This is a genomic window from Terriglobia bacterium (assembly GCA_020073205.1).
Classification (GTDB): Bacteria; Acidobacteriota; Polarisedimenticolia; order Polarisedimenticolales; family JAIQFR01; genus JAIQFR01.
Genome location: JAIQFR010000041.1, coordinates 1 through 23,179, shown reverse-complemented (window position 1 = coordinate 23,179; position 23,179 = coordinate 1). Strand labels below are relative to the sequence as shown.

Below are 23,179 nucleotides of genomic sequence, written 5' to 3'. Positions count from 1 at the left end.
CTCAACGCGGCCCCGCGTGGCGCCGCTCGAGCGCGCGCGCCACGGCGGCGGGCACGAGCCCGTCGACGTTCCCGCCCAGCCTCGCCACCTCCCGCACGAGCTTCGAGGAGACGTACGAGTACGCCTCGCTGGGCATCAGGAACACCGTCTCGACCTCCGGCTCGAGACGGCGATTCATCATCGCCATCTGGAGCTCGTACTCGAAGTCCGAGACGGCGCGGAGCCCCCTCAGGATCACCGAAGCGCCGATGCGGCGGGCGTACGCGACGAGCAAGCCGTCGAAGGTGGCCACCTCGACGTCGGGCCATGGGGACGTCGCGTCGCGGAGGAAGCCGATCCGCTCCTCGAGGGTGAACATCGGCTGCTTCTCCTCGTTGCTCAGGATCGCCATGACGAGACGGTCGAACCGCCTCCGCCCGCGCTCGACGAGGTCGAGATGGCCGTTCGTGACCGGGTCGAACGTGCCCGGATAGACCGCGATTCTCTTCACGACTTCCTCCCGGAAGCCCGTCCGTCGCCCGCGGCGGCCAGCAGGGCCTCGGCGTTCCGGCGCGAGGCGGCGGTGACCTCCCGTCCTCCGAGCATCCGAGCCAGCTCGTCGACCCTTTCCCGGCGGCCGAGACGCTTCGCCTCGGCGCGCGTGCGCCCCGCGACGACCTTCTTGAGGACATGGTAGTGATGATCCGCGTGGGCGGCCACCTGGGGGAGATGAGTCACGCAGAGGACCTGGCTTCGCTCGCCGAGCCGCGCGAGCCGCGACCCCACCGCGTCCGCGGCGGCTCCCGCCACGCCGGCGTCGACTTCGTCGAACACCAGGACGCGCCCCTCGGCCGCCCCCTCCAGCACGAGGTGGAGGGCGAGCATCACCCTCGACAGCTCCCCTCCCGACGCGACCCGTGCCAGCGGCCGCTCCATCTCCCCGGGATTCGCCGCGAGGAGAAACTCCGCCCGCTCCGCCCCGCGCCGCCCCAGCGGGACCGCCGCGCCCGCCGCCGCGCCCACGAGAGGGCCCCTCGCCGCGGAGAATCGCACCGACAGCGTGGCGCGGCCGAGCGCAAGGTGGCGGAGCTGCGCCTCCACCGCGACGCGAAGCCGCTCCGAAGCCTCGCGGCGCGCTCCGCCCAGCGCGGCCGCCGCCTCGAGGTACCTGCCCTCCTCGATCGCCACCGTCCCCTCCGCCGAACGGGTCTCGCCGTCCAGGCTCCCGAGCGTGTGGAGCTCGCGGGCACACGTTTCGCGATGCGCGAGGATCGCCGACTCGTCCGCGCCGTAGCGGAGGCGCAGGCGCTCCAGGAGCACGCGGCGCGCCTCCACCGCCTCGAGCCGCGCGGGGTCGAAGTCGGTCCGCTCGCGGTAGTCCCGGAGCGTCGCGCCGGCGTCCTGCAGCTCGATCCGGGCTGCCTCGATCCGCTTCGCCGTCTCCTCGAGCACCGGGTCGATCGAGGCCGCCTCCTCGGCACGCCGGTACGCGGCGGCGGCCAGCGAGGCTCCGGACGGCTCTCCCTCGTAGAGCAGCTCCACCATCTCGTCCACGAGGCGCGCCAGCGTGCCCGCGTGCTGGAGGACGTGACGCTCCCGCTCGAGGTGCTCGGACTCCCCGGGCTCGGGAGCCGCGGCATCGATCTCCCGGACACGACGATCCAGGTCGTCGGCCCGCGACACGGACTCGGCGGCCAACGCGCGGAGCCGCTCGAGCCGCTCCCGGGCGGCGAGGACGGCGGCGTGAGCCCGCTCGACCGACCGCGCCTCATCGACGTGCCCGCCGAACGCGTCCAGCAGCGCGAGATGGCGTTCCGGCTCCAGCAGGTCCTGGTGCTCGTGCTGGCCGTGCAGCTCCACGAGCCGGTCGCCGACCTCGCGAAGGGCGGCCAGGGTCGTGGGGGAGCCGTTGACGAAGACCCTTCCACCCGACGCCGATACCTCCCTCCGGACCACGAGGTCGTCCCCCGCGTCGTCGAGCCCGCGCTCCGACAGGAGGTGGCGGAGGGACGGCGAGTCCCCGACTGCGAACACCGCCTCGACGACCGCGCGCTCCGCGCCGGTGCGCACGCGCGCCGCATCGCCGCGGTCGCCGGCGGCGAGCCCGAGGGCGTCCGCGATGATGGACTTCCCGGCACCGGTCTCTCCGGTCAGAACGTTGAGCCCGGGACCGAAGTCGACGGCGAGATCCTCGATGATCGCGACGTTGCGGATTCGAAGGGTCTTGAGCATCGGCTCGGAGAAGCCGCGCCTCGGAGGCGTGGCGGCGCGGAGCGGCGATGCTAGCACGCCCGCGAGAAGCGCGTCGAGGGGGACGCGTGTCTTGCCGCCCTTACCCCCCTCGGATAGCATGACGCACGGCGAGCGGCGCCTTAGCAACGGGCCCGATCGCCGCGCGGGAGGACGTGCATGCTCATGGTTCCCGCCGCGACGGCCGGCGAAGTCGAGATCTGGGCGCTAATACGCGATTCCGGCGCCATGGGGAGGTTCGTTCTCCTGGTGTTGTCGGTGTTCTCCGTGATCTCCTGGGGGATCATCGCGGAGCGGCTGCGCATCTTCCGGCGGGCCGAGAGGGAGACCGAGACCTTCCTGGAGAAGTTCCGTAAGGGCGGCGGACTCGCGGCGATCCAGGACGCGACCACGACGCTTCGCGAGAGCCCGCTCGCCCAAGTGTTCCGGGCCGGGTTCCGCGAGATCAGCCTCAACCCGCCCCCCGGCGGCGCTCCCGAGGGGGACGAGCTGGACGCGCTCGACCGGATGCTTCGCAAGAGCGCGCTCGTGCAGACCGCCCGGCTCGAGAGGAGCCTGGGGTTCCTCGCCACCACCGCCAGCGCCACCCCGTTCATCGGGCTGTTCGGCACGGTCTGGGGGATCATGAAGGCCTTTCACGGCATCGGCACCGCGGGCGCCGCCTCGATCGCGGCGTACGCCCCTGGAATCACCGAGGCGCTGGTCACGACCGCCGCCGGCCTCGCAGCGGCGATCCCCGCGGTGATCGCCTACAACCACTTCCTCGGGCGGCTTCGCGGCATGGACGCGAAGACCGACGAGTTCATCGCCGACTTCATCCACAGGGTCCAGGGGCGGAGGGCCTGATCTCCGTGGGCGCCTCGGTGTCGAACGGGGGCGCGAGGTCGGGAGGCCGGCGTGCCCTCGCCGAGATCAACGTCACCCCCCTCGTGGACGTGATGCTCGTGCTCCTGATCATCTCGATGGTGGCCGCGCCGATGCTGGAGCGCGGGATCAAGCTCGATCTCCCGGCGACCGAGACCGCGGCGGAGATGGAGGAGGCCCGGGTCGTGGTCTCCCTCGACCGCGACGGCAGGATCCGCGTCAACGACCGCCCGGTCCACCCCGACCTCCTGGGACAGCAGATGAAGGCGCTCGCGACGACCCGCCCGGGCGAGACCGTGTTCCTCCGCGCCGACAAGCTCCTCCCCTACGGCGAGGTTCTGCTGGTCATGGACCGGATCCGCAAGGCCGGAGTCACCCGCGTCGCGCTGGTCACGGTCCCGATCGAGAGTCCCGGGGAGAAGAGGCCGTGACGCGGCGCGGCCCGGCGCTCGTGATCCGGATCGGGAGGAGCCGAAGCCCGCTCCGCCCCTTCGTGACCGTCTCCCTCCTCGTCCACGTCGGGGCCACCGCCGCCCTCGCGATCCTCCCCGGCCTCCATCACCGGCCGGCCCCGATGGGCGATGCCTGGGTCGTCGGGCTCGCGGCGCCACCCCCCTCGCCGGGGTCCCACGCCGGCGGCGCGTCCTCCGCAGCGCCCCGCCCCTCTCCGTCCCCCTCTGCGGGCGTGCGACTCGACGCGCCGAAGCCCGCGGACAAGACGGTCGAGAAGAAGAAGAAAGATAAGAAGGAAAGGCCGGAACCGAAGAGCACGGCACCCGTCCCGGCCGCCGGCCCGACGCCGCCGGCGGGACCGCAGCTTCCCGGCGGGAATCCGGGGTCCTCCGGCACCGCGGGACCGGGGATCGGTGCCGCGGGAGGCACCGGCGTGTTCTCGATGGACGCGATCGACTCCCAGTTCGCGTGGTACCGCGCCAGCGTCGTCGCCTCCCTCCAGAGCCACTGGATCCGGCCCGTGCTGGAGGGCGTGCGCGGCATCCTCTCGGTGACGGTCACGTTCGACGTGGATCGCGACGGGACCCTCCGGAACATCAAGGTGGTCGATTCCAGCGGGGTCCCGTCCCTCGACCGCTCGGCGCTCGGTGCCGTGCAGGATGCGTCGCCGCTCCCTCCCCTCCCCTCCGGCTGGGGACAGCCGCCGTTCGCCGCGCGCTTCGAGTTCCGCTTCAGCCCTGGGAACCCGTGAGCGCAGGCCCCGAGGACCCGTGATGCCCGACCTTTACGCCCGTCTCGGCGCCGCCGCCTCCCGGAAGGTCCGCGCTCGAAGCGCCGCCTTCGCCGTCGTCGTGGCGCTTGCCGCGACCGGGTCGCCGGCGCTCCCGCAGCAGCCCTCCCAGCCCCAGATCACCGGTGTCGTCACCGGCGAGGGCTTCACGCCGATCCGAATCGCGCTGCCGACCGCCGATGCCGCCGCCTCCGCCGCCGGGCCAGCCCAGGAGCTCGTCGAGACGCTGCGCGACGACCTCCGCTTCGTGGGATTCTTCGATGTCGTGGATCCTTCCCTGTACCACCTGGTACCGCCGGCGAAGGCCGACGCGGTCCCCTACGACGAGTGGCGATCGATCGGCGCGGACTCGCTGGTGCTGGGACGCGTCTCCCTTCAGGGCGAGAGGATCGACCTCGAGGCGAGGCTCTACGACAATCCCAACCGGACCCTGGTGTTCGCCCGGCGGTACGGCGGCGGCACCGATCTTGCCCGGCGAATCGCCCACCAGCTTTCCGACGACCTCGTGCGCCATTTCACCGGTCGCCCCGGCGTGGCGCTCTCCCGAATCGCGTTCTGCTCGAAGCACGGCGACGGCAAGGAGATCTACCTGATGGACTACGACGGGCGGCGGCTGCGCCGCCTCACGACCTCCGGAACGCTGAATCTCTCGCCGGTCTGGTCCCCCGACGGCGAGCGCCTCGCGTTCGTCTCTTGGCGGAGCGGCCGCCCGGCGATCTACGTCATGGACAGCGACGGCAAGACGAATCGAGTGGCCACCGCGGGCGGCGACCTGAACTCGGCGCCGGCCTGGTCGCCGGACGGCCGCAGGATCGTGTACAACTCCGACGTCGACGGGAACTCCGAGATCTACGTGGTGGAGCTCGGCACCGGGCGCAACACGCGCCTGACGCACACCCCCGGCATCGAGACGTCGCCGTCGTTTTCCCCGAACGGGCGGGAGATCGCGTTCACGTCGGACCGCTCGGGGAGCCCGCAGGTCTACATCATGGACGCGGAGGGGCTGAACGCGCGCCGCGTCTCGTCCGAAGGGGAGTTCAACGACTCCGCCTCGTGGTCGCCGCAGGGAGACCGGCTCGCGTTCGTCTCGCGTCGCGAGGGACGCTTCGACATCGTGGTGCTGAACCTCGCCAGCGGCGCCATGAGCCGCCTCACCCACGGCGAGGGGAGCAACGAGGATCCGCGATGGGCGGGAGACGGCCGCCACCTGGTGTTCGCGTCGAACCGCTCGGGGGGGTGGCAGATCTACACGATGGCGGCCGACGGCAGCGACGCGCGCCAGCTGACGCGAGGAAGCGACTCCTTCACACCCGACTGGTCCCGCTGACGGGATCCCCGCGGGGCGTCCGCGTCGGCGCGACGGCCGTTTCCTTGCATCCCGCCGCCGGCATCTGTTAACCTCGGGAGGATGGCGCGTTCTCGCGCGGAGGAGAGCCAAGATGCGGTCCCGCCTCGCTGCGATCTCTGCCGTCGTGCTCATGGTCCCGCTCCTCTCGGCGGGGAGTTGCAGGAGAACGCAGCCGATCCCGCCGGCGGCGTCCGCCGCGCCCGAGCGGAACGCCGTTCCCGCGCGACCGCCGGGGGCCGAGCCCAAGAAAGAGGTCACCGAGTCCTTCCCGACGCAACCCGTCACGTCCCAGCCCCTCGGGCCGGAATCCACGGCGGACGAGTTGAACCGGAAGAAGGTCCTCGCGACGATCTACTTCGACTACGACAAGTCCGATCTCTCCGACGCGGCGCGGGCGACGCTTCAGGCCAACGCCGATTGGCTCAAGGCCAATCCGGCGCGCGTCGTGAGGATCGAGGGGAACTGCGACGAGCGCGGGACGGTGGAGTACAACCTGGCGCTCGGCCAGCGGCGCGCGGCCTCGGTGCGGGACTACCTCGGCGGTCTCGGCGTCGACGCGTCGCGGCTCAAGACCATCTCGTACGGCAAGGAGCGCCCGGCGGATCCGGGCCACGACGATGCCGCGCGCGCGAAGAACCGCCGCGCGGAATTCGTGATCGAATCCTGAAGCCGCGGGGACGAGCAACTTCCGCCCGCCCCTCGAGGAGCACGCCATGCGCGGACCGGCCCGTCACTCGCTGTGCCTCGCCACGACGGTCGCCGTGGCGCTCGCCGCGGCGGCCTGCGTGATGCCGGATCAGGTGGCCAGGCTCGAGAAGGACATGGCCGACGTGCGCCAGGACCTCCTGAAGATCCAGAAGGAGCAGGGCGAGGCCCGGGACCGGCTGACGGGGGTCGAGGGCCGGATCGCCGGCCAGGACCCGGTGAAGCGGCCCGAATTCGCCGACCTCAGGGTCCGGCTCGACGAATTGGCGCGGCAGCAGTCGGCGCTGGACGAGCGGGTCAAGGAGACGAACCGCCGGGTGGACCACCTCTCGTCGGACGTCCAGGCCAGCCGGGAGCTCGCCCGGCGAGCGGCCGGCGCGTCCCCGGTCGCTCCGGCGGGGACCGGCCCGGAGGCCGGCGCCGCGCCCGCGCCCGCCCCGGGAGCGCCGCCGGTCGAACCGGTCCCCGACCCGCAGTCGCTCTACAACACGGCCTACGCCGACTTCTCCAAAGGGAACTTCGTCCTGGCCGTGTCCGGATTCCAGGAGTACGCGACGCGTTTTCCGGAAAGCGATCTCGCCGACAACGCACTCTACTGGGTCGGCGAGTGCCTCTTCAGCCAGGGGAAGTTCGCCGAGGCGGTCCAGGCGTTCGATCGGATGCTCGACAAGTACCCGCAGGGCGACCGGGCCGCGGCCGCTAACCTCAAGAAGGGGCTCGCCTTCCTGGAGCAGAACCAGATCGCCCAGGCCATCGTGCAGCTCCGGTACGTGGTCACGACGTACCCGTCGAGCGACGAGGCGCGAATCGCGCGGGACAAGCTGTCCAGCCTCGGCGCCACGAAGTGATCCCGGCGCTCCCTTGACGATCCGGCCCGCAGTCTCTAGAATTCGCGTTTACGCTGCGCGGGAGCAGAGCGAGTGCACGGTCCGGGCGCGGCGGGAAGGAGCGGGAGACCCGGTATGGCGTCCCACAAGTCCGCGCTGAAGAAGCACCGCCAGGACGAGAAGCGCCGCGTCAGGAATCGGCAGCACGCGTCGCGTCTCAGGACCCAGGTCAAGAAGTTCCGGAAGGCGGTGGCCTCGGGCGACGAGAAGGCGGCCAGGGAACTGCTCCCGGAGACCCTCTCCCTCATCGACCGCACGGCGAAGCTCGGTGTCCTCCACGCGAACGCGGCGGCGCGCAGCAAGTCCCGCGCGACCCTCGCGGTGAACAAGCTCAGCTCGCCGACGCGCTAGCTCCCGTCCCCACCGGCCACCGGAGCGCCACCAGCGAGACCCCCAGCATCGCGAGGTTCTCCAAGAGCTTGATGGCGCCGACCCGCGTGTGGTCGGCGGTGCCGAAGCACCCGCACTCGAAGTCGAGCCCCCGGGCCATCGCCAGGATCACGCCGACGGTGAATCCCGCCATGAGCGCCGTCACCACCACCGCCCCCGCGCGCGGGCGAACGCCGAGGAGGAGGGACAGCGCGGCGACCAGCTCGACCCAGGGGAGGGCCATCGCGATCAGGTTCTCGCTCCACACCGGCGCGATCCGGAAGTTGTGGACCTGGAGCGCGAACGCCGGGAGATCGCCGATCTTGCTGAGCGAGGCGGTCGCGAAGACGAGGCCGATCACGATCTGTCCCACCCGGATCGTGCGGCGATCCAGGAGCAGGCGGCGGAGGGAGTCCATCAGCGCTTCCCTCCCCCGGGCTCGGCCCCCTTCGCGATCGGGTAGCTCGCGGCCTCCCATTCGGGGAACCCGCCCTCGTCCACCAGGACCTTGCGGTGGCCTGCCTGCACCAGCGCCTCGCCCATCTGGATCGATACCTCGCACCCGTTCCCGCCGCAGTACACGATGATCGGCCGCCCCTGGCTGTCGACCTTCTCGAGCTTCTCGGGATCGGTGACCGACTCGTCGAACGGCAGGTTGATCGCGCCCGGCACGTGCCCGGTGGCGTAGTCCGCCGCCTCACGGGCGTCGACGAACAACGCGGCGCGAGCGTCGAAGAACCTCCTCACCGCGGCGAGCTGGATCTTCACCGGCCGGCCGACGTCCGGCACCTCGGGGAGGCCCGCACCGGCCTCCTGGGCGCCCGCCGAGACCGCCAGCGGGTCATCGCTCACCTGGCGCGTCGGGGCCCCCGCCCGCGGGGCGACCTGAGCGGGCGGCGCGCCGTTTGCGGCCGAATTCCGGACCTCGTCGAGCGTGGGGAGGTCCTTGACCTCCGCGATCCAAGGCAGTCCTCGTGGGGGACGACCGGACCGTCCCAGCGCGTTGTAGCCCAGCCCCAGCGCGATCCCCGTGGCCACGAGGACGGCGATCGCGCGCCCGAGCCTCTCAGCGTCCCGCGCCGCCGCCCCGCGTTCCGTCGTCTGCGACATCCCGCGTTCCCTCCGCGTCCCCGGGCGGATGATGACGATCGTACCAGAGGAGCGCGGCCTCGACGCGGTCGTTCCGCCGGCGCTCGGCCTCGATCTCCCGGTACCAGCCCGGGTAGTGATGACGGAGAAGCTTACCGGAGATCCTCCCGCTCAGCCACATTCGGCTCATCGGGAACACCTCCGGGTTCAGGTGGACGCAGTACATGTGCCAGATGACGATGGCAAGGAGGGCGAGCAACGCCTCGAAGCCGTGCACCAGCTTGATGATGTCGATCGCCGGCTTCGGGAACAGCGCGAAGGCCGCCTCGAAGAACCAGAGGCAGAGTCCCGTCAGGATCATCACGAAGTTCCCCCACACGATGGCGAGGTACTCGAACTTCTCGATCCAGTTGTACTTCCCGTACTCGGGCGGCTCGGCGAATCGGAGCCAGGGATTCCGGTCCAGGATCCCCCGCATCCGGCCGCGTCGGTAGAGCCAATCCATGAGTCCGAGCTGGTGCATCACCGACTCGACCAGCTGGCGGGCGTCGATCAGCTTCGGCATCATCTCGCGGAAGTAGCGGCCGCCTTCCTCGGTCAGCATGACGTAGGCGACGTGCGAGAGGCTGACCAGGATCAGGCCGCTCCCGGCGATCCGGTGCACGAGGGAGCGGACGCCGAAGCTGGCGGGACCGAGCCCGATCCAGTCCCAGACCCTTAAGCCCGGGTAGACCAGCGGGAATCCGGTCACGACGAGCGTCGTGAACGCGACGATGATCATCGCGTGCTGAAGCCGCTGCGCGAGGGTCATCCGGACGAAGATCTCGTCGTCGGCGATCAGCGGCGACGCGGTCCGGCTCGACGGGCTCATGATCGGCCCCTCGCGGAGAGGCGCGTCCTCGCCCTCCCCCAGAGGTCCACGAGGATCAGCACCACGAATCCTCCGATGACCGACCAGATCATCGACAGGTACAGCCGCTTGACCATCCACGCCCAGTAGTTGTCCTCGGGGAGGTCGCGAACGTGGATCTTCCCCGAGGCGAAGTTCAGGCCGGCCTGCGGATGGCACTTCCCGCACGTTCGCGTCAGGTTCGACGAGTGGATGCTCGACTTCGGGTCGGCGGACGGCCGGATGTCGTGGGCGCCGTGGCAGGACGCGCAGTTGGCCACGGTGGCGTCGCCGAACCGACTGGCGGCCCCGTGGTACGAGCCGGTGAAGGTCCGGAGCCGCTCCGCGGCGATCCCGTACCGGCTCGAGAGCCTCTGGTTCTCGTGACAGTGGGAGCAGGTCTTGGCCACGTGCGTCGCGTAGACCGGCGAAGCCGGGTCCTTCGGCCCCCGGATCGCGTGCTCGCTGTGGCACCCCGTGCAGGTCGGCACGTCCGCGTTCCCCTTCGCCAGCTCGACCCCGTGCACGCTCCCCTTGAACTGGTCGGAGATCTCCGAGTGGCACATGCCGCACGTCGTCGCCACGTTCCCGCGGGCGATGGGCGATTTCGAATCCCGGTGCGAGACGTTGTCGTGGGCCCCGTGGCACGTGGTGCAGGCCGGCGCCGCGCCGTTGCCGGAGAGGAGCTGCTGGTAGTGGATGCCCGACTTGAACGCCTCCGCGCTCTCGCGGACGGGCAGGCGGTGCTCCGCGGCGAGCTTCGGGTCGGCGTGACACCCGAGGCAGGTGCCCGGCTGGTTCAGCGGGGCGATCCTCGAGGCCTTTGCGCCGGCCTTGAGCACGTCGTGCCCCCCGTGGCAGGACCAGCAGCGGGGCGACGCGGCGTCGTTCTGCCGGTGCGCGGACCGCTCGACGGCGCTCCGCTCGGCGTCGTGACATCCGCCGCAGGCGGGCGGAGAGGTCTTTCCGTGGGGGAAGTCCCTCGCCCCGGCGAGGTCGGCGTGGCAGTCGGTGCACGAGAGCCCTTGGGCGCCGTGAACGGAAGCTCCGAGCGCCTTCGTGTCCACGTCCAGCTCGGGCTTCCCGAGGTTGCCCCCCGAGTGGCACTCGAGACACGCGGCGTCGCCGCCTCCCCTGGCCGCCCACGACGCCCCGCCCGCGAGCGCCACCGAGGCGGCCATCAGGAAGCCGGTCGCCGTCCCCTGCCCCATCCCCATGCTCGCCCCTCCGCTTGCCGCCGGGTCAGCGGTACCCGAACACCTCCGCCCAGACGATGAGGAGAACCAGCCCGAGCCCGATCAAGAGCGCGATCGCGCCGAAGATCTTGAACCCCCTCACCACGTACGGCGGGAGCGGATCGACGAGGTGCCGCTCGAGCTCGCCCCGACGCGCCAGCGCCGCGTACTCGCGCGGGCGGTCCTCCTTGAGCTCCTCCACGGTCGTGCGGCCGGTGAAGATCACGGCGTCCATCGGGAAGCGGTCCGGCCGGAAGTGCGTGTTGAAGAAGTGGATCGTGAAGATGAACCCCGTGGCCAGGAGCGCCTCGTCGGAGTGGATGATGGTGGCCACGTTGATGAACCAGCCGGGCAGGACGTACGTGAACAGCTCGGGGAGCCAAAGCGTGAGCCCGGTCGCGCCGATGATGGCCACCCCCCAGAACACCGCGAAGTAGTCGAATTTCTCCCAGTACGTCCAGCGCCCATAGGCGGGGCGCGGGCCGCGACCCACGAACCACCGGAACGTCGCGGCGAGATCTCTCAGGTCTCCCGCGTTGGGGACCATCGAGTCCTCGGCGAAGACGAACCGCGCCCAGCCCCTCCCCGACGCGCGCTTCTTCCGGAAGAGGTCCCAGAGGTGGATGCCGAAATAGGCGAAGGTGATCACCGCGCACACGCGGTGGATGAACCCCGCCGACTCGAACCCGCCCAGGCGGCCCGCGATCCACCGCGCCCAGGGGAGGTAAGAGAACTTCAGGCACATGCCGGTGATCGCCAGACCGAGGAAGCTGACGATGACCATGATGTGGAGCTGGCGGTAGAGCTTCGGGAAACGGCGGTACTCCTTCTCGTGGGGGGCGGCCTCGAGGGTCTTCCGGTGCTTCATGAGCTGCCACGAGCGCGGGAGCCACATCAGCGTGTGCGTCCCGAACACCGTGAGGGTTCCCACCAGGAGGGTCGTCATGAGCCAGAAGGACCAGTACAGCCAGGGGTATTTCTTCCGGTCGTGGTGCGTGGCGTGCGTGAGGTACCCCGCGAAGCGCCGGTGCGAGCCCGGGTGGCACTTCGCGCAGGTCTTCACGATGTTCTGCCGCGAGAGGTGGGAGGCCGCCTCCGTCGGGGGGAGGATGTCGTGCGAGCCGTGGCAGTCGTAGCACTTCGCCGTCGTGGTCCCGCCGAGCTTCGACGCTTTTCCGTGGTAGGTCTCGAAGTAGCTCTCGGTCACCTCCCGGTGGCACTTCCCGCACTGTCCGAGGATCGCGAGCTTGAACCCTTCGGTGTCGTGCCGGACGATCTGGTGGGAGCTGTGGCAGTCGTAGCAGGTGGGAAGGGGCTTGTCGCTCCTCGAGACGGCCGGTGAGTGGATGCTCTTCTCGAACGTCTCGTAGATCCCGGTGTGACACTTCCCGCAGGTCGCCGGCAGGTTCTTCGGGTTCACGCTGGAGGACGGATCGTCGTGCGGCAGGACGTGGTGCGCCGTGTGGCAATCCGTGCACTTCGCCGTGGTCACGAGGCCGCTGGCGAGAAGACCCCTGCCGTGGATCGACTCGACGTAGTTCTCCACGATGCGGCGCTCCGTCCCCGTGTATCGAACCGCCGCCTTGTTCCCCGTCCGGTGGCACTGGCCGCAAAGGGCCGGAACGTTCGTCGGGAACGTGTTCGACCGGAGGTCCTTCCGGGACCGGACGCCGTGAACGCCGTGGCAATCGCGGCAGAGCGGCGCGTTCGGGTCACCCCGGTCGGAGAGCTTGCCGTGGGTGCTGGTGGCGTACGTCTTCGAGACCTCCGCGTGGCAGATCGAGCAGTCCACCTTGGTGCGGATCGTGGAGCACGGCCGGACCTTGGCCGTGGGGTCGGCCCCCGTGTGACATTGGGCGCACCGCGTGTTCCGGTGGATCGAGTCGTGGACCTCATCCGGGTTCACGTACAGCGACACGGCCTTTCCGCCGCGGGTCGTGGCGAGCTTCGGGTCGGCGTGGCAGCGAAGGCACTGCGTGTCCGACATCCCCTCGTCGTAGAAGATCGTCCGGATGCGGTGGGGCTGATGGCAGTCCACGCACGCCGGGACCTCGCTCGGGGCCTTCTGCCACAGCTCCCCCCGGATAACCTTCTGGTGGACCTGCTCGATGAGCCCGTGGCACTGCTCGCAGGTCTTCGCGATGTTCTTCCGATTGATGCTCGATCGGGGATCCGTGTGGGGCAGCAGATTGTGGGAGGTGTGGCAGTCGATGCAGACGGCGACCACGGTGAGGCCGCGCTTCAGGAGCCCCTCGCCGTGGATGCTCTCCGAGTACTGCTCGAGGATCTTGTCCTGCGGGATGTCGTAGGTCCGGGTGACCGGGGTGCCCTCCTTGTGGCACGAGCCGCAGAGGAACGGGATCTTCGGCCGCGCGACCCTCGCCCGGGGATCCTTCACCGGGAGGATGTCGTGGGCGCCGTGACAGGTCGGGCATCGCGGCGCGAGCTTCGCGCCCTTCCTGACCAACTGCCCGTGCAGGCTTCCCGCGTAGGTCTTCGCGATCTCGCCGTGACAGCTCCCGCAGTCCACGGGAGCCACCTTGCCGTGCGGGAAGTCGGTGACTCCGGCCAGCGACTGGTGGCAGTCGGCGCAGCCGATCCCCGCCTTTCCGTGCACGGACCCCGCGAGCACCCCCGCGTCGATGTTGAGCCGCGGAGTGTCGAGCGCGCCGCCGCCGTGGCACTCGAGGCAAGGCTCGTCCGCCTTCGCGGCGGTGGCCGCGAGGGCCAGGACCATCAGGAACGACAGCGCGAAGAACCGCTTCATTTCCCTCTTCCGCCCCGTGCAGAAACCCGCACGCCCGGCCCCTCGAGGGACGGGTCGATTTTGCAAGGCACGCGCCACCCTTCGCCGCGGATCCGGGGCGCCGGAGCCCTCCGGATCGCGGGGAAACAGGGCACCCCAGGACCCCGGTCGAGTCCGCCCCAGCGCAGAGCACCGTCGGCCTGCGGGAATTGGCGCAGGCCGCGGCTCGATTCGTTGATGGAAACGGCGCGGCGGCGGACCGTTCGAGCGACCCGCCGCCGGGAAGTTGCGGGAGGAACCCGTCAGCGGACCAGCGCTTCCGCCCGGCTCTGGGTCGGGACGACGGGCTGGCCCGCCCTGCGGGCCATGACCGCGGTGATCGCGGCGATGTTGACGATCTCCGAGACCGACGAGTAGTGGTTGAGCACGTTCACCGGGCGGTTAAGCCCCATCAGGATCGGCCCGATGACCTCCGCCCCCGCGAGGTGCTGCACCAGCTTGTACGCCACGTTGCCGGAAGTGAGGCCCGGGAAGATGAGGACGTTGGCGTCGCCGACGATCTTCGAGTGCGGGAACGTCGTCTGACAGATCTCGGGCACCAGGGCCGTGTCCGCCGCCATCTCGCCGTCCAGGAGGAGGCCGGGCGCGAGCTGATGGGCGATGGCGGTCGCGCGCCGCATCTTGTCCGCGAACGGGTGCTTCACCGATCCGAAGTTGCTGAAGGAGAGCATCGCGACCCGAGGCTCGATGCCGAAGTCCTCCTTGGCGATCAGCGCGGCCATGATGGCGATCTCCGCCAGCTCCTCCGCGCTGGGATCGATGTTGACGGTGGCGTCGGCGAAGAACAGCACCTTGTCCTTGAGCACCATGCAGTACATTCCCGCCACGCGGCTCACGCCCTCCTTGAGCCGGATGATCTGGAGCGCGGGCCGGATGGTGTCGGGGTAGGAGCGGTTGAGCCCGCAGACCAGGCCGTCCGCGTCGCCCGTGTGGACCATCATCACGCCGAAGTAGTGCGGATCCCTCAGGAGACGATCCGCCTCGAACGGCGTCACGCCCGCGCGCTGGCGAAGCTCGTAGAGCCGCTTCGCGTACGCCCCGGCCTTCTTGGACTTGACGTGGTCCACGATCTCGACGCCGGTCAGGTCGAGCCCCAGCTGCTTGACGTGGGCCCTTATCTCGTCTTCGCTCCCGAGGAGGACGGGCTCGGCGATCTTGTCGTCCACCATCTGCTGGCACGCCCTCAGGACCTTCTCTTCCCCTCCCTCGGGGAACACGATGCGCTTGGACTTGCTGCGCATCGCCTTCTGGCGGACCACCCGCATGACCTCTCGGCCCCTCCCCAGGATCCGCCGCTCGAGGATCGCGACGTACTCGTCCCAGTCCGCGATGGGGAGCGTGGCGACGCCGGTGGCGACGGCGGCCTTCGCCACCGCCGGGGCCTCCCACGTGAGGACGCGCGGGTCGAACGGCTTGGGGATGATGTACTCGCGGCCGAACGAGAACCGCTCGCCGCCGTAGGCCTTGATCACGACGTCCGGGACGTCCTCCTTCGCCAGGGTCGCCAGGGCGTGGGCCGCGGCGATCTTCATCTCGTCGTTGATGGCGCTGGCCCGGACGTCCAGGGCGCCGCGGAAGATGAACGGGAAGCCCAGCACGTTGTTGACCTGGTTGGGATAGTCGGACCTCCCCGTCGCCATGATCAGGTCGGAGCGCGCGGCAATGGCGTCCGGGTAGGTGATCTCGGGATCGGGGTTCGCCATCGCGAAGATGATCGGGTTCTTCGCCATCGAGCGGACCATGTCCTGGGTCACCATGCCCTTCACCGAGACGCCCACGAAGGCATCCGCGTCCTTCATGGCGTCCGCCAGCGTCTTGCAGTGCGTCTTCCGCCGGTAGGCCTCCTTGTACGCGTTCATCTTCTCGCGCCCTTCGTGCAGAACCCCCTTGCTGTCCACCATCAGGATGTTTTGCGGATCGACGCCGAGGGCGACGTACATGTTGGCGCAGGCGATCCCGGCGGCGCCGGCGCCCGAGAACACCACGCGCACCTTGCCGATGTCCTTCCCGACGATCTCCAGGGCGTTCAGCAGGGCGGCGCCGCTGATGATCGCGGTCCCGTGCTGGTCGTCGTGGAACACCGGGATCTTCATCTCCTTCTTCAGCGTCTCCTCGATGTAGAAGCACTCGGGCGCCTTGATGTCCTCCAGGTTGATCCCGCCGAAGGTCGGCTCGAGGAGCTTCACGCACTTGATGATGTCGTCCGGGTCGTGGGTGTCGAGCTCGATGTCGAACACGTCCACGTCGGCGAAGCGCTTGAACAGGACCCCCTTCCCCTCCATGACCGGCTTGCCCGCCAGCGCCCCGATGTCGCCGAGGCCCAGCACCGCGGTGCCGTTGCTGACCACCGCCACCAGGTTCCCCTTCCCGGTGTACTTGAACGCGTCGCGGGGATCATCCCGGATCTTGAGGCAGGGGACCGCCACTCCCGGCGTGTACGCCATCGAGAGGTCGCGCTGCGTCAGGCAGGGCTTCGAGGGGACCACTTCGATCTTCCCCGGGCGCCCCATGCTGTGGTAGTCGAGAGCGTCGCTGTCGCGGATGATCATGGCTTCCGTCCTTTTCTTGTCCCAGGCCCACCGGCGATCCGCGGCGGCTCCGCGTCCGCCCGGCAGGCGCTTCCGTGTCCCAGGTTCACGTTGTGCGCGTCACGCGCCGGCGCGTTTCACGCGCGGCCCTTCGCGGCGGCCCGACGCCCCCGCCCCCGTCGCGCGCTCGCGGCGGGGCGCGCGGCCGGCGCCTTGCCGCGCGCCGTCGCCCGCCCGGCGGCGAGGTTCCGGCCGTAGATCCGCAGCACGTCGAGGGCCGTGATGATCCCGGCGACCTTTCGGCCGCTCCGGACGATGACGCGGTGGATGTGCTTGCGGGTCATCATTCTCGCCACGGCGTCCACGTCCGCGCTCTCCAGCACGGAGTGCACCACGGGGGTCATCACGTCCTCGACCCGCTGGACGTTGACGTCCTCCACCTGGAACCCCGCGGGGAGGTGGCGCCCCTCCACCTTGACGTTCTGATAGAAGTCCGACTCGAGGATGAGCTCGTCTCCGCGAGCGAGCTGGTAGTAGAGCAAGTCGGTTTGCGAGATCACTCCCGAGAGGTTGCCCTCGCGGTCCAGGACCGGAGCGCCGGTGATCCCCTTCTCGAGGAAGAGCCGGGCGAGATCCCGGAGATCCATGTCCTGCGGGACACAGATCACGTCCCTGATCATGATGTCGCGGGCGCTGGTGTTCACGACGGAGCCTCCCGGCCGCTCGCGCGGCGGGCCCCATCGTATCACCTTCAGCCGGTCAGCCGAGAGGGTCCCGCGATGGCGCGCCGGGTCGCCGCGGCGATCGTCTTCAGGGTGAACGGCTTCGCGACGACGCCCACCGCCCCCTCCTCCGCCGCCTCCAGCGCGGAGGGAGCATGGGTGGATGCGGTGACGAGGAGCACCTTCACCTCCGGATCGTGGCGGCGCGCGTAGCGGAGGACCTCGATCCCGCTCACGTCGGGGAGGCGGAGGTCTAGGAGCACGAGGTCGTACCGGAACTGGTCGATCAGCGCCATGGCCTCGACGCCGCAGGACGCGGTGTCCACCTGATACCCTTCCCGCGCCAACGCGATCCTCAGGCTCATGCGAATGAGAGATTCGTCATCGACCGCCAGGACTCTCAGGGATGGTTTCGAAGGCTCGGTCATGGATCGCCCTTTCGGCAGCGCTTCGTGCAAGACTCCGGCCACCTGAACGCCGCCGGGCAACCGTCGGTCCGTCAGCGTCTTAGCTCAGCGCACGACGGTACCTCCCGCTCGAGAGCGGCAGGTCCGTGCGGAGCGTGACCCCACCCGTGGGCGATATCCCGCAGGCGGGGACTCGGATCGCCCCGGCACGAGCTTCGCATAACGGCGGGATGACGCCGGTTCCTCGTGTGGCGATCACCGAGCGGGCGGCGTCGGGGTCGGAAGGGGGGTGTGGTATAAAGTCCCGGATCGTGCTGCGTCGACGCCTCGGGCGACGGCGTTCTCTTCGAGGTTCGAGGCCCGGGGAGCGCGCGGGCCACGAAGGCGGTTCAACCATAGGCGGCCGGTGCCGCGCAGGGCACCCGGCGGTGCGAAAAGGAGGCTCGATCGTGAGGAGACTGGCGCTTCTGGTAGCCGGGTTGTTCCTGGTCAGCATGTGCGTGATGGCCGCGGACATCCCGGCCGACAAGGCTACGATCAAGTTCGACACGAAGATGGGCACGGTGACCTTCCCCCACAAGGCCCACGTGGACAAAGGCGCGAAGTGCGAGGAGTGCCACCACACGTTGAAGGCCGGCGAAGCTCCGCAGGCGTGCACCGCTTGCCACGGGAAGGAACCCAAGGGCCAGGTGCCGAAGATGATGGACGCCGCTCACAAGCTCTGCAAGGGCTGCCACGAGAAGAGCGTGGCCGCGGGCAAGAAGGCGCCCGATTCCAAGAACTGCAAGAGCTGTCACGTCAAGGCCGCGTAGCGCCGCGGGGACAGGACTGTCCCCTGATCGGTACGTCCGGGGCGGCCCCTGCCGGGCCGCCCCTTTCATTTCGCCCGCTCAGCCCTTGATGACGCCCATGGGGACGACGCGGGCCACCTTCGTCGAGAGCCCGGCTCCGTGGACGACGTCGACGACGTCGGAGACGTCCTTGTAAGCCTCCGGCATCTCCTCCGCGATGGTCGCCATCCCGGCCGACCGGATCGAGATCCCCCGGGCGTTGAGCTCCTGAAGCAGCGAGCGGCCGCGAGCGGCGCGCTTCGCCGCCGTGCGGCTCATGACCCGGCCGGCCCCGTGGCAGGTGCTCCCGAACGTCTCGCGCATGGCGCCGGGAGCCCCCGCCAGCACGTACGAGTAGCGCCCCATGTCGCCGGGGATCAGGACCGGCTGGCCGACGGCGCGGTACCGCTCCGGCACGTCGGGGTGGCCGGCGGGGAACGCGCGCGTGGCCCCTTTCCGGTGGACCAGGACCCGTCGAGGCCGCCCCTGCACCTCGTGCGTCTCGAACTTGGCGACGTTGTGGCAGACGTCGTAGACCGTGTGCAGGCCGTGCTCCCGCGGCCCGACCCCGAACGTCTTCTCGAAAGCCTCGCGCACCCCGTGCGCCATCCGCTGGCGGTTCGCGAACGCGTAGTTCGCCGCGCACGCCATGGCGGCGAGATAGGCCCTCGCCTCCTCTGAACCGAGCGGCGCGCAGCACAGCTGCCGGTCGGGAAGCTCGAACCCGTATCTCGCCGCCCCCTTCACCATGGACTTCACCGCGTCGTCGCAGACCTGGTAGCCGAGTCCGCGCGAGCCCGAGTGGATCAGGACCGTCACGCCGTGATGCGCGAGACCGAACGCGGACGCCGCCGCCTCGTCGTACACCTCGTCCACGAAGCCGACCTCGATGAAGTGGTTCCCGCTCCCGACGGTCCCCACCTGCGCCCTTCCCCGCTCGATGGCGCGAGCCGAAACGGCATCGGGGTCCGCACCCTCGAGCACGCCGCCCGCCTCGATCGCCTCGAGGTCCGAAGACCAGCCGTACCCCCGGTCGACGGCCCACGCGGCGCCGCGCACCAGGAGGTCCCGCTCCTCCTTCTCGGTGAGCACCTCGTCGCGGCGGTGGGAGCCCACGCCCGTCGGCACGGCGGCGAACAGCGCCTCCACGAGACGGTCCATCCGGGATCGAACGGTACCGAGGTCGAGGCTGGAGCGCAGGAGCCTCACCCCGCAGTTGATGTCGTACCCCACTCCCCCCGGCGAGACGATCCCTTCCTCGGCGTCGAACGCCGCCACGCCGCCGATGGCGAACCCGTACCCCCAGTGCGCGTCGGGCATGGCCAGCGAGGCGCCGACGATGCCGGGGAGGCACGCGACGTTGGCCACTTGCTCGAGCGCGGGATCCCCCACGAGATCCCGCATCAGACGGTCGCTGGCGAACACGATGCCGTCGGTGCGCATCCCGCCTTTCCGAGGGAGGAGCCATCGGTATGCGTCGATGCGCTCTGCGGTGGGAATCGGCGTCATGAAGGATGGCCTCCCCGCGTCCGTCAGCCTACCACGCTCTCGGGCCGCTCGGGCACGCTTCTTGCTCGACGCTTCGGGGGTGCGAAGGACCCTGCGAAACCACGCAGCGCTCTGTTAGGATCAGCGGCTCATGAGACTGCGAAGAACTTCGCTCCGGCGCCTCCTCGTCGCTCCGCTCGCGGCCGGCGCGCTCCTCCTCGCGTCTCGCGCCGCCGCGGCCGAGGAAGGGTGCATCTCCGCCCAGTGCCACGAGAAGCTGATCAAGCGCAAGGTCGTCCATCCCGTGACGGAATCCTGCGGCAACTGCCACGAGTCCGTCGCGACGCCGCATCCCCAGAGGGGCGCGAAGACCTTCAAGCTCACGGCGGCGCCTCCCGCGCTCTGCGACGGCTGTCATGACGCGTTCGGGAAGAAGAGCCACGTCCATGAGCCGGTGAAGGACGGGTCCTGCACGACCTGCCACGATCCCCATGCCGCGGACGAGCCGAAGCTCCTGGCGCAGCCGCTCAAGGAGCTGTGCGCGACCTGTCATTCGGACAAGGTCGATTTCAAGTTCGTCCACGGTCCCGTCGCCGCCGGGGATTGCACGGCCTGCCATACTCCCCACGAATCGGACACGAAGGCGCTGCTGAAGAAGGAGGAGAAGGAGACCTGCCTGACGTGCCACGCGACCGTCGTCGCGAAGAGCATGACGCTGCTCCACGGCCCGATCAACGACGGCAAGTGCACTCCCTGCCACGACCCCCACGGCGGCCCGTATCCGAGGCTCCTGGTCAAGGAGTTTCCCGCCGATCCGTACGTCCCGTACACCGCCTCGGAATTCGGGCTCTGCTTCGGCTGCCACAAGCGCGAGTTGGTCCAGGACCCCGACACGTCGTTCGCGACGAATTTCAGGGACGGCGAGAGGAACCTCCACTACCTGCACGTGAACAACCCGCGGAGGGGACGCAGCTGCAAGCTGTGTCACGCCGTCCACGGAGGCGCGCTTCCCAAGCTGGTCGCCGAGACGGTGCCGTTCGGGAAGTGGAATCTCCCTCTGAGGTTCGTCAAGACCGCGACCGGCGGATCGTGCGCGCCGGGATGCCACCGGCCGCAATCCTACGATCGGGAGAGCCCCGGCAAGAAGCCCGAGGCTACGACGCACGTCGCGGGGAGATGAACGGGCGGCGACTCCCGGCCCGCGCCGGCCGAGCCTCAGGGATAGGACGTCGAAGCGTCGTCATGAACCTTGCCGTGACAGACGAGATCGCAGCCGCCCGAGAGCGCCCCGGTATCGTTGAACACGGGGTACGCCTTCGTGTTCTTCAGCACGATCCTCGTGTCGAAGTTGATGAGGTGCGTGTGGGACCCCGTTCCTGATCCCTCCGCCCCGCTCACGCCGTGCGGATCGTGACACGCCGAGCACGGGATGCCCGCCGCCAGGTGGCCGCTGTGGCCTCCCCCCGACCCCGTCCGGCGGCCGGCCCGCTTCCTGAAGCTCGCGTCGCCCAGGATGCTCGCCCTCTCGTGGCACCGGTAGCACAGGGCGTAGCTCTCGTAGCCCTCCTTCGTGTTGTCGGTGGTCTCGTAGCGCTCGCGGAGGATCGGCCGGAACGACGAGCCGTGCGGGCCGTTCGAGCCTCCCTCGTCGTCGGCGTGGCAGGTGCTGCAGTAGATGACCTCCGTCGCGCTCATCGTCGGCGTGATCGACGACGGGATGCTGGGGACGTCCAAGTTCCTCCCCATGCCCACGACCGGGTGATACGAGGGGTTCGAGAGATCGAAGGCCAGCCGGGTGTTCGTGCCGCCGACGACCCTCGGAACGTACTCGAGGTCCGCGCTGGACTCCGAGTGGCACTTGAAGCAGATCTCGTACTCGTAGGTCGCCGCACGGACCGCGGCGCCGTTTCGGTCGATGCCGCTCACGCCCTGTAGGAGGCCCGAGGCGTAGGGCGCTTGACCTTTCGCGCCGGTGACCGAATGGGGATTGTGGCAATCCGCGCACGCAACGCCCCGGACGCCGGTCCGCGCCGCTCCCCCGGGAATGCGCGCGGCCGCCGTGAAGACGCCCTCCGGCATGTGGTGCGCGGAGGGCTTCCGCACCTGGCGGGCGATGTCGGCCATCCCTCCGGGCGGACGGAGCGCGGCGCCGGCGATCCCCGACGCGGCGTGAGGTGGCGGCGGCTCGGACGAGTGGCACCCCGCGCTCGTGCACGAGAACGGCTCCGGCGGCGCGGAGGTGAAATTCAGGAGGTCCTCCGCGGTCGGGGCGAAGTGCGGCGTGTGGCACGTCTCGCACCCCCACTCGCCGAGCTGGGTGTAGGTCGGCCACGTCTTGGGGGGCCGGGGGAGGATCCCCGCGACCGACGCCGTCGAGGTGGCGTGAGCCGATCCATTCCACCCGGTCATCTGATGGCAGGTCGTGCAGAGCGAGGAGTAGCGGTTGTCCTTGACGAGAAAATCGCCGTACGCGTCGCTGTGCGGGTCGTGGCAGGTGACGCAGTGGACCTCGTCGGACCCGCCGTACGTGAGATCGGGCGGCGGCGTGGCCGACAGCTCCGCGTTGGGCAGGGCGGTGTGGTACGGAAACGACACCGGGTGGTGTCCCGAGAGGTCGAGCCCGAAGTTGGAGAGGCTGCCGGGGGAAAGCCGGTCGCCTCCCGCCATGACGATGCCTCCCGCCGGATTCACCACCGCTCCCATGGCGATGGTCCCGTCGTGGCAGCTCAGGCAGAGCTTCGACGGGCCCGAGGGCTGCGGAAGCGGGCCGGCCCTCAGGCTGGGGCTGACGTACACGGTGTAGACCTGCGGCTCGATCTCCTTGTTCCACAGCGGCGAGAGCGGCATCGCGTTGTGCGGCGTATGGCAGAAGATGCAGATCCGGTTCTCGGTCAGCGCCCTTACCTGACCGGTTCCCGAAACCGAGAGGTTGTGCTTCGTGCTGACGATGTCCGTCGGGACCGCCAGAGCACACGTGAACGCCGAGCCGAGTGCGAGGAGTCCCGCGCCAAGCGCCCCCCTGCGGCGGGGGCCGGAGTCAGGACCGGCCTTTGCCATAGCCCGTCGCGACGTGAAACACCTGAATTCGTCGATTGTAGGTATCGCACACATACAGTTCGTCGCTCTCGCTGAGAAAGGCCCCGCTGGGGAGCCAGAACTCGCCGAAATCCACCCCCCTCCTGCCCAACGTCAGGAGGAAGTCGCCCTGCCGGTCGAAGAGCTGGACGTTGTCGAAGAGCCCGTCCACCACGTAGACGACGCCGTCCCGGTCCACCGCGATGCCCTTGGGCATCGCCAGGTCACCGGATCCGTCGCCGTGCCGGCCGAAGGCGCTCTGGAACTTCCCGTCCTCGTCGAAAATCTCCACCCTGAAGTTGAGCGAGTCCGTGACGTAGAGCTCCCCGGCGGCGGACCGGAAGATGTGGGTGGGAAAGTTGAAGCGACCGGGGGCGTCGCCGCGCTCCCCGAACGAGAACGCGAACTCGCCGCCGGTGGAGAACGCGTGGATCCGGTTCGCGAGGGTGTCCACCACGTAGAGCA

General features: G+C 69.7%; 22 protein-coding genes. 9 read left to right on the top strand and 13 right to left on the bottom strand.

All coding sequences use genetic code 11. The features are described 5' to 3' along the window. Position 1: 1 nt before the first annotated feature. Together coaD and recN are read right to left on the bottom strand one after the other, a co-directional pair. Entirely contained in the window at positions 2-490 is a 489-nt protein-coding gene (gene coaD, locus LAO51_10420) for a pantetheine-phosphate adenylyltransferase (protein ID MBZ5639151.1), read from the bottom strand. Continuing rightward, positions 487-2,331 (bottom strand): DNA repair protein RecN, encoded by a 1,845-nt coding sequence (recN, locus tag LAO51_10415; protein MBZ5639150.1) that lies wholly within the window; start codon positions 2,329-2,331, stop codon positions 487-489. The genes coaD and recN overlap by 4 nt, the downstream gene beginning before the upstream one ends. Before the next feature lie 57 nt (positions 2,332-2,388). On the opposite strand from recN, the gene LAO51_10410 reads away from it, so the two are divergent. From LAO51_10410 to rpsT, 7 genes are all read left to right on the top strand, one after another. After that, positions 2,389-3,075, top strand: a complete 687-nt coding sequence (locus LAO51_10410) for a MotA/TolQ/ExbB proton channel family protein (GenBank protein ID MBZ5639149.1) — start codon at positions 2,389-2,391, stop codon at positions 3,073-3,075. Between the two features lie 92 nt (positions 3,076-3,167). Next, positions 3,168-3,524: a biopolymer transporter ExbD gene (locus LAO51_10405; GenBank protein ID MBZ5639148.1), complete on the top strand. Its 357-nt coding sequence runs from the start codon at positions 3,168-3,170 to the stop codon at positions 3,522-3,524. Further along, on the top strand, positions 3,521-4,297 hold the full coding sequence (locus LAO51_10400; protein ID MBZ5639147.1) for a TonB family protein: 777 nt from the start codon (positions 3,521-3,523) through the stop codon (positions 4,295-4,297). Before LAO51_10405 ends, LAO51_10400 begins: the two co-directional genes overlap by 4 nt. A gap of 22 nt (positions 4,298-4,319) precedes the next feature. Continuing rightward, the gene (tolB, locus tag LAO51_10395; protein ID MBZ5639146.1) at positions 4,320-5,663 is read left to right on the top strand and encodes a Tol-Pal system beta propeller repeat protein TolB; all 1,344 of its coding nucleotides are present in this window, start codon (positions 4,320-4,322) and stop codon (positions 5,661-5,663) included. A 112-nt stretch (positions 5,664-5,775) separates the two neighbouring features. Beyond that, positions 5,776-6,351 carry a peptidoglycan-associated lipoprotein Pal gene (gene pal / locus LAO51_10390; GenBank protein ID MBZ5639145.1) on the top strand — a complete coding sequence of 192 codons (576 nt, stop codon included), beginning with the start codon at positions 5,776-5,778 and terminating at the stop codon, positions 6,349-6,351. 46 nt (positions 6,352-6,397) lie between these two features. Beyond that, positions 6,398-7,237, top strand: a complete 840-nt coding sequence (ybgF, locus tag LAO51_10385; GenBank protein ID MBZ5639144.1) for a tol-pal system protein YbgF — start codon at positions 6,398-6,400, stop codon at positions 7,235-7,237. 114 nt (positions 7,238-7,351) lie between these two features. Beyond that, the gene (gene rpsT / locus LAO51_10380) at positions 7,352-7,627 is read left to right on the top strand and encodes a 30S ribosomal protein S20 (protein ID MBZ5639143.1); all 276 of its coding nucleotides are present in this window, start codon (positions 7,352-7,354) and stop codon (positions 7,625-7,627) included. Here rpsT and LAO51_10375 read toward each other — a convergent pair. The 8 genes from LAO51_10375 to LAO51_10340 form a co-directional block, all read right to left on the bottom strand. Continuing rightward, the gene (locus LAO51_10375; protein ID MBZ5639142.1) at positions 7,608-8,063 is read right to left on the bottom strand and encodes a hypothetical protein; all 456 of its coding nucleotides are present in this window, start codon (positions 8,061-8,063) and stop codon (positions 7,608-7,610) included. The genes rpsT and LAO51_10375 overlap by 20 nt on opposite strands. After that, positions 8,063-8,755: a rhodanese-like domain-containing protein gene (locus tag LAO51_10370; protein ID MBZ5639141.1), complete on the bottom strand. Its 693-nt coding sequence runs from the start codon at positions 8,753-8,755 to the stop codon at positions 8,063-8,065. The genes LAO51_10375 and LAO51_10370 overlap by 1 nt, the downstream gene beginning before the upstream one ends. Beyond that, positions 8,712-9,605, bottom strand: coding sequence for a cytochrome b/b6 domain-containing protein (locus LAO51_10365; GenBank protein ID MBZ5639140.1), 894 nt, complete (start codon positions 9,603-9,605; stop codon positions 8,712-8,714). Before LAO51_10365 ends, LAO51_10370 begins: the two co-directional genes overlap by 44 nt. Further along, positions 9,602-10,840, bottom strand: a complete 1,239-nt coding sequence (locus LAO51_10360) for a hypothetical protein (GenBank protein MBZ5639139.1) — start codon at positions 10,838-10,840, stop codon at positions 9,602-9,604. Before LAO51_10360 ends, LAO51_10365 begins: the two co-directional genes overlap by 4 nt. A gap of 25 nt (positions 10,841-10,865) precedes the next feature. Continuing rightward, positions 10,866-13,625 carry a cytochrome c3 family protein gene (locus tag LAO51_10355; protein ID MBZ5639138.1) on the bottom strand — a complete coding sequence of 920 codons (2,760 nt, stop codon included), beginning with the start codon at positions 13,623-13,625 and terminating at the stop codon, positions 10,866-10,868. A 281-nt stretch (positions 13,626-13,906) separates the two neighbouring features. Then, entirely contained in the window at positions 13,907-16,213 is a 2,307-nt protein-coding gene (locus LAO51_10350; GenBank protein ID MBZ5639137.1) for an NADP-dependent malic enzyme, read from the bottom strand. Between the two features lie 116 nt (positions 16,214-16,329). Beyond that, positions 16,330-16,896, bottom strand: coding sequence for a CBS domain-containing protein (locus tag LAO51_10345; GenBank protein MBZ5639136.1), 567 nt, complete (start codon positions 16,894-16,896; stop codon positions 16,330-16,332). Positions 16,897-16,943: 47 nt separating this feature from the next. Beyond that, the gene (locus tag LAO51_10340) at positions 16,944-17,279 is read right to left on the bottom strand and encodes a response regulator (GenBank protein ID MBZ5639135.1); all 336 of its coding nucleotides are present in this window, start codon (positions 17,277-17,279) and stop codon (positions 16,944-16,946) included. Positions 17,280-17,815: 536 nt separating this feature from the next. Between LAO51_10340 and LAO51_10335 the strand changes: the two genes are divergently transcribed. Beyond that, positions 17,816-18,133: a cytochrome c family protein gene (locus LAO51_10335; protein ID MBZ5639134.1), complete on the top strand. Its 318-nt coding sequence runs from the start codon at positions 17,816-17,818 to the stop codon at positions 18,131-18,133. Positions 18,134-18,211: 78 nt separating this feature from the next. On the opposite strand, the gene LAO51_10330 is transcribed toward LAO51_10335, so the two are convergent. After that, positions 18,212-19,660, bottom strand: a complete 1,449-nt coding sequence (locus LAO51_10330; protein MBZ5639133.1) for an RtcB family protein — start codon at positions 19,658-19,660, stop codon at positions 18,212-18,214. A gap of 130 nt (positions 19,661-19,790) precedes the next feature. Here LAO51_10330 and LAO51_10325 point away from each other — a divergent pair, with 130 nt between their 5' ends. Further along, a complete protein-coding gene (locus LAO51_10325) occupies positions 19,791-20,819 on the top strand; it encodes a cytochrome C (GenBank protein MBZ5639132.1) in 1,029 nt (342 codons plus the stop codon). Between the two features lie 35 nt (positions 20,820-20,854). Here LAO51_10325 and LAO51_10320 read toward each other — a convergent pair whose 3' ends face one another. After that, complete coding sequence (locus LAO51_10320) at positions 20,855-22,696, bottom strand: hypothetical protein (protein MBZ5639131.1); 1,842 nt, start codon at positions 22,694-22,696, stop codon at positions 20,855-20,857. After that, positions 22,677-23,179 (bottom strand): 6-bladed beta-propeller (locus tag LAO51_10315; GenBank protein ID MBZ5639130.1); only part of this gene is annotated, 503 nt, incomplete at its 5' end. The genes LAO51_10315 and LAO51_10320, both read right to left, overlap by 20 nt.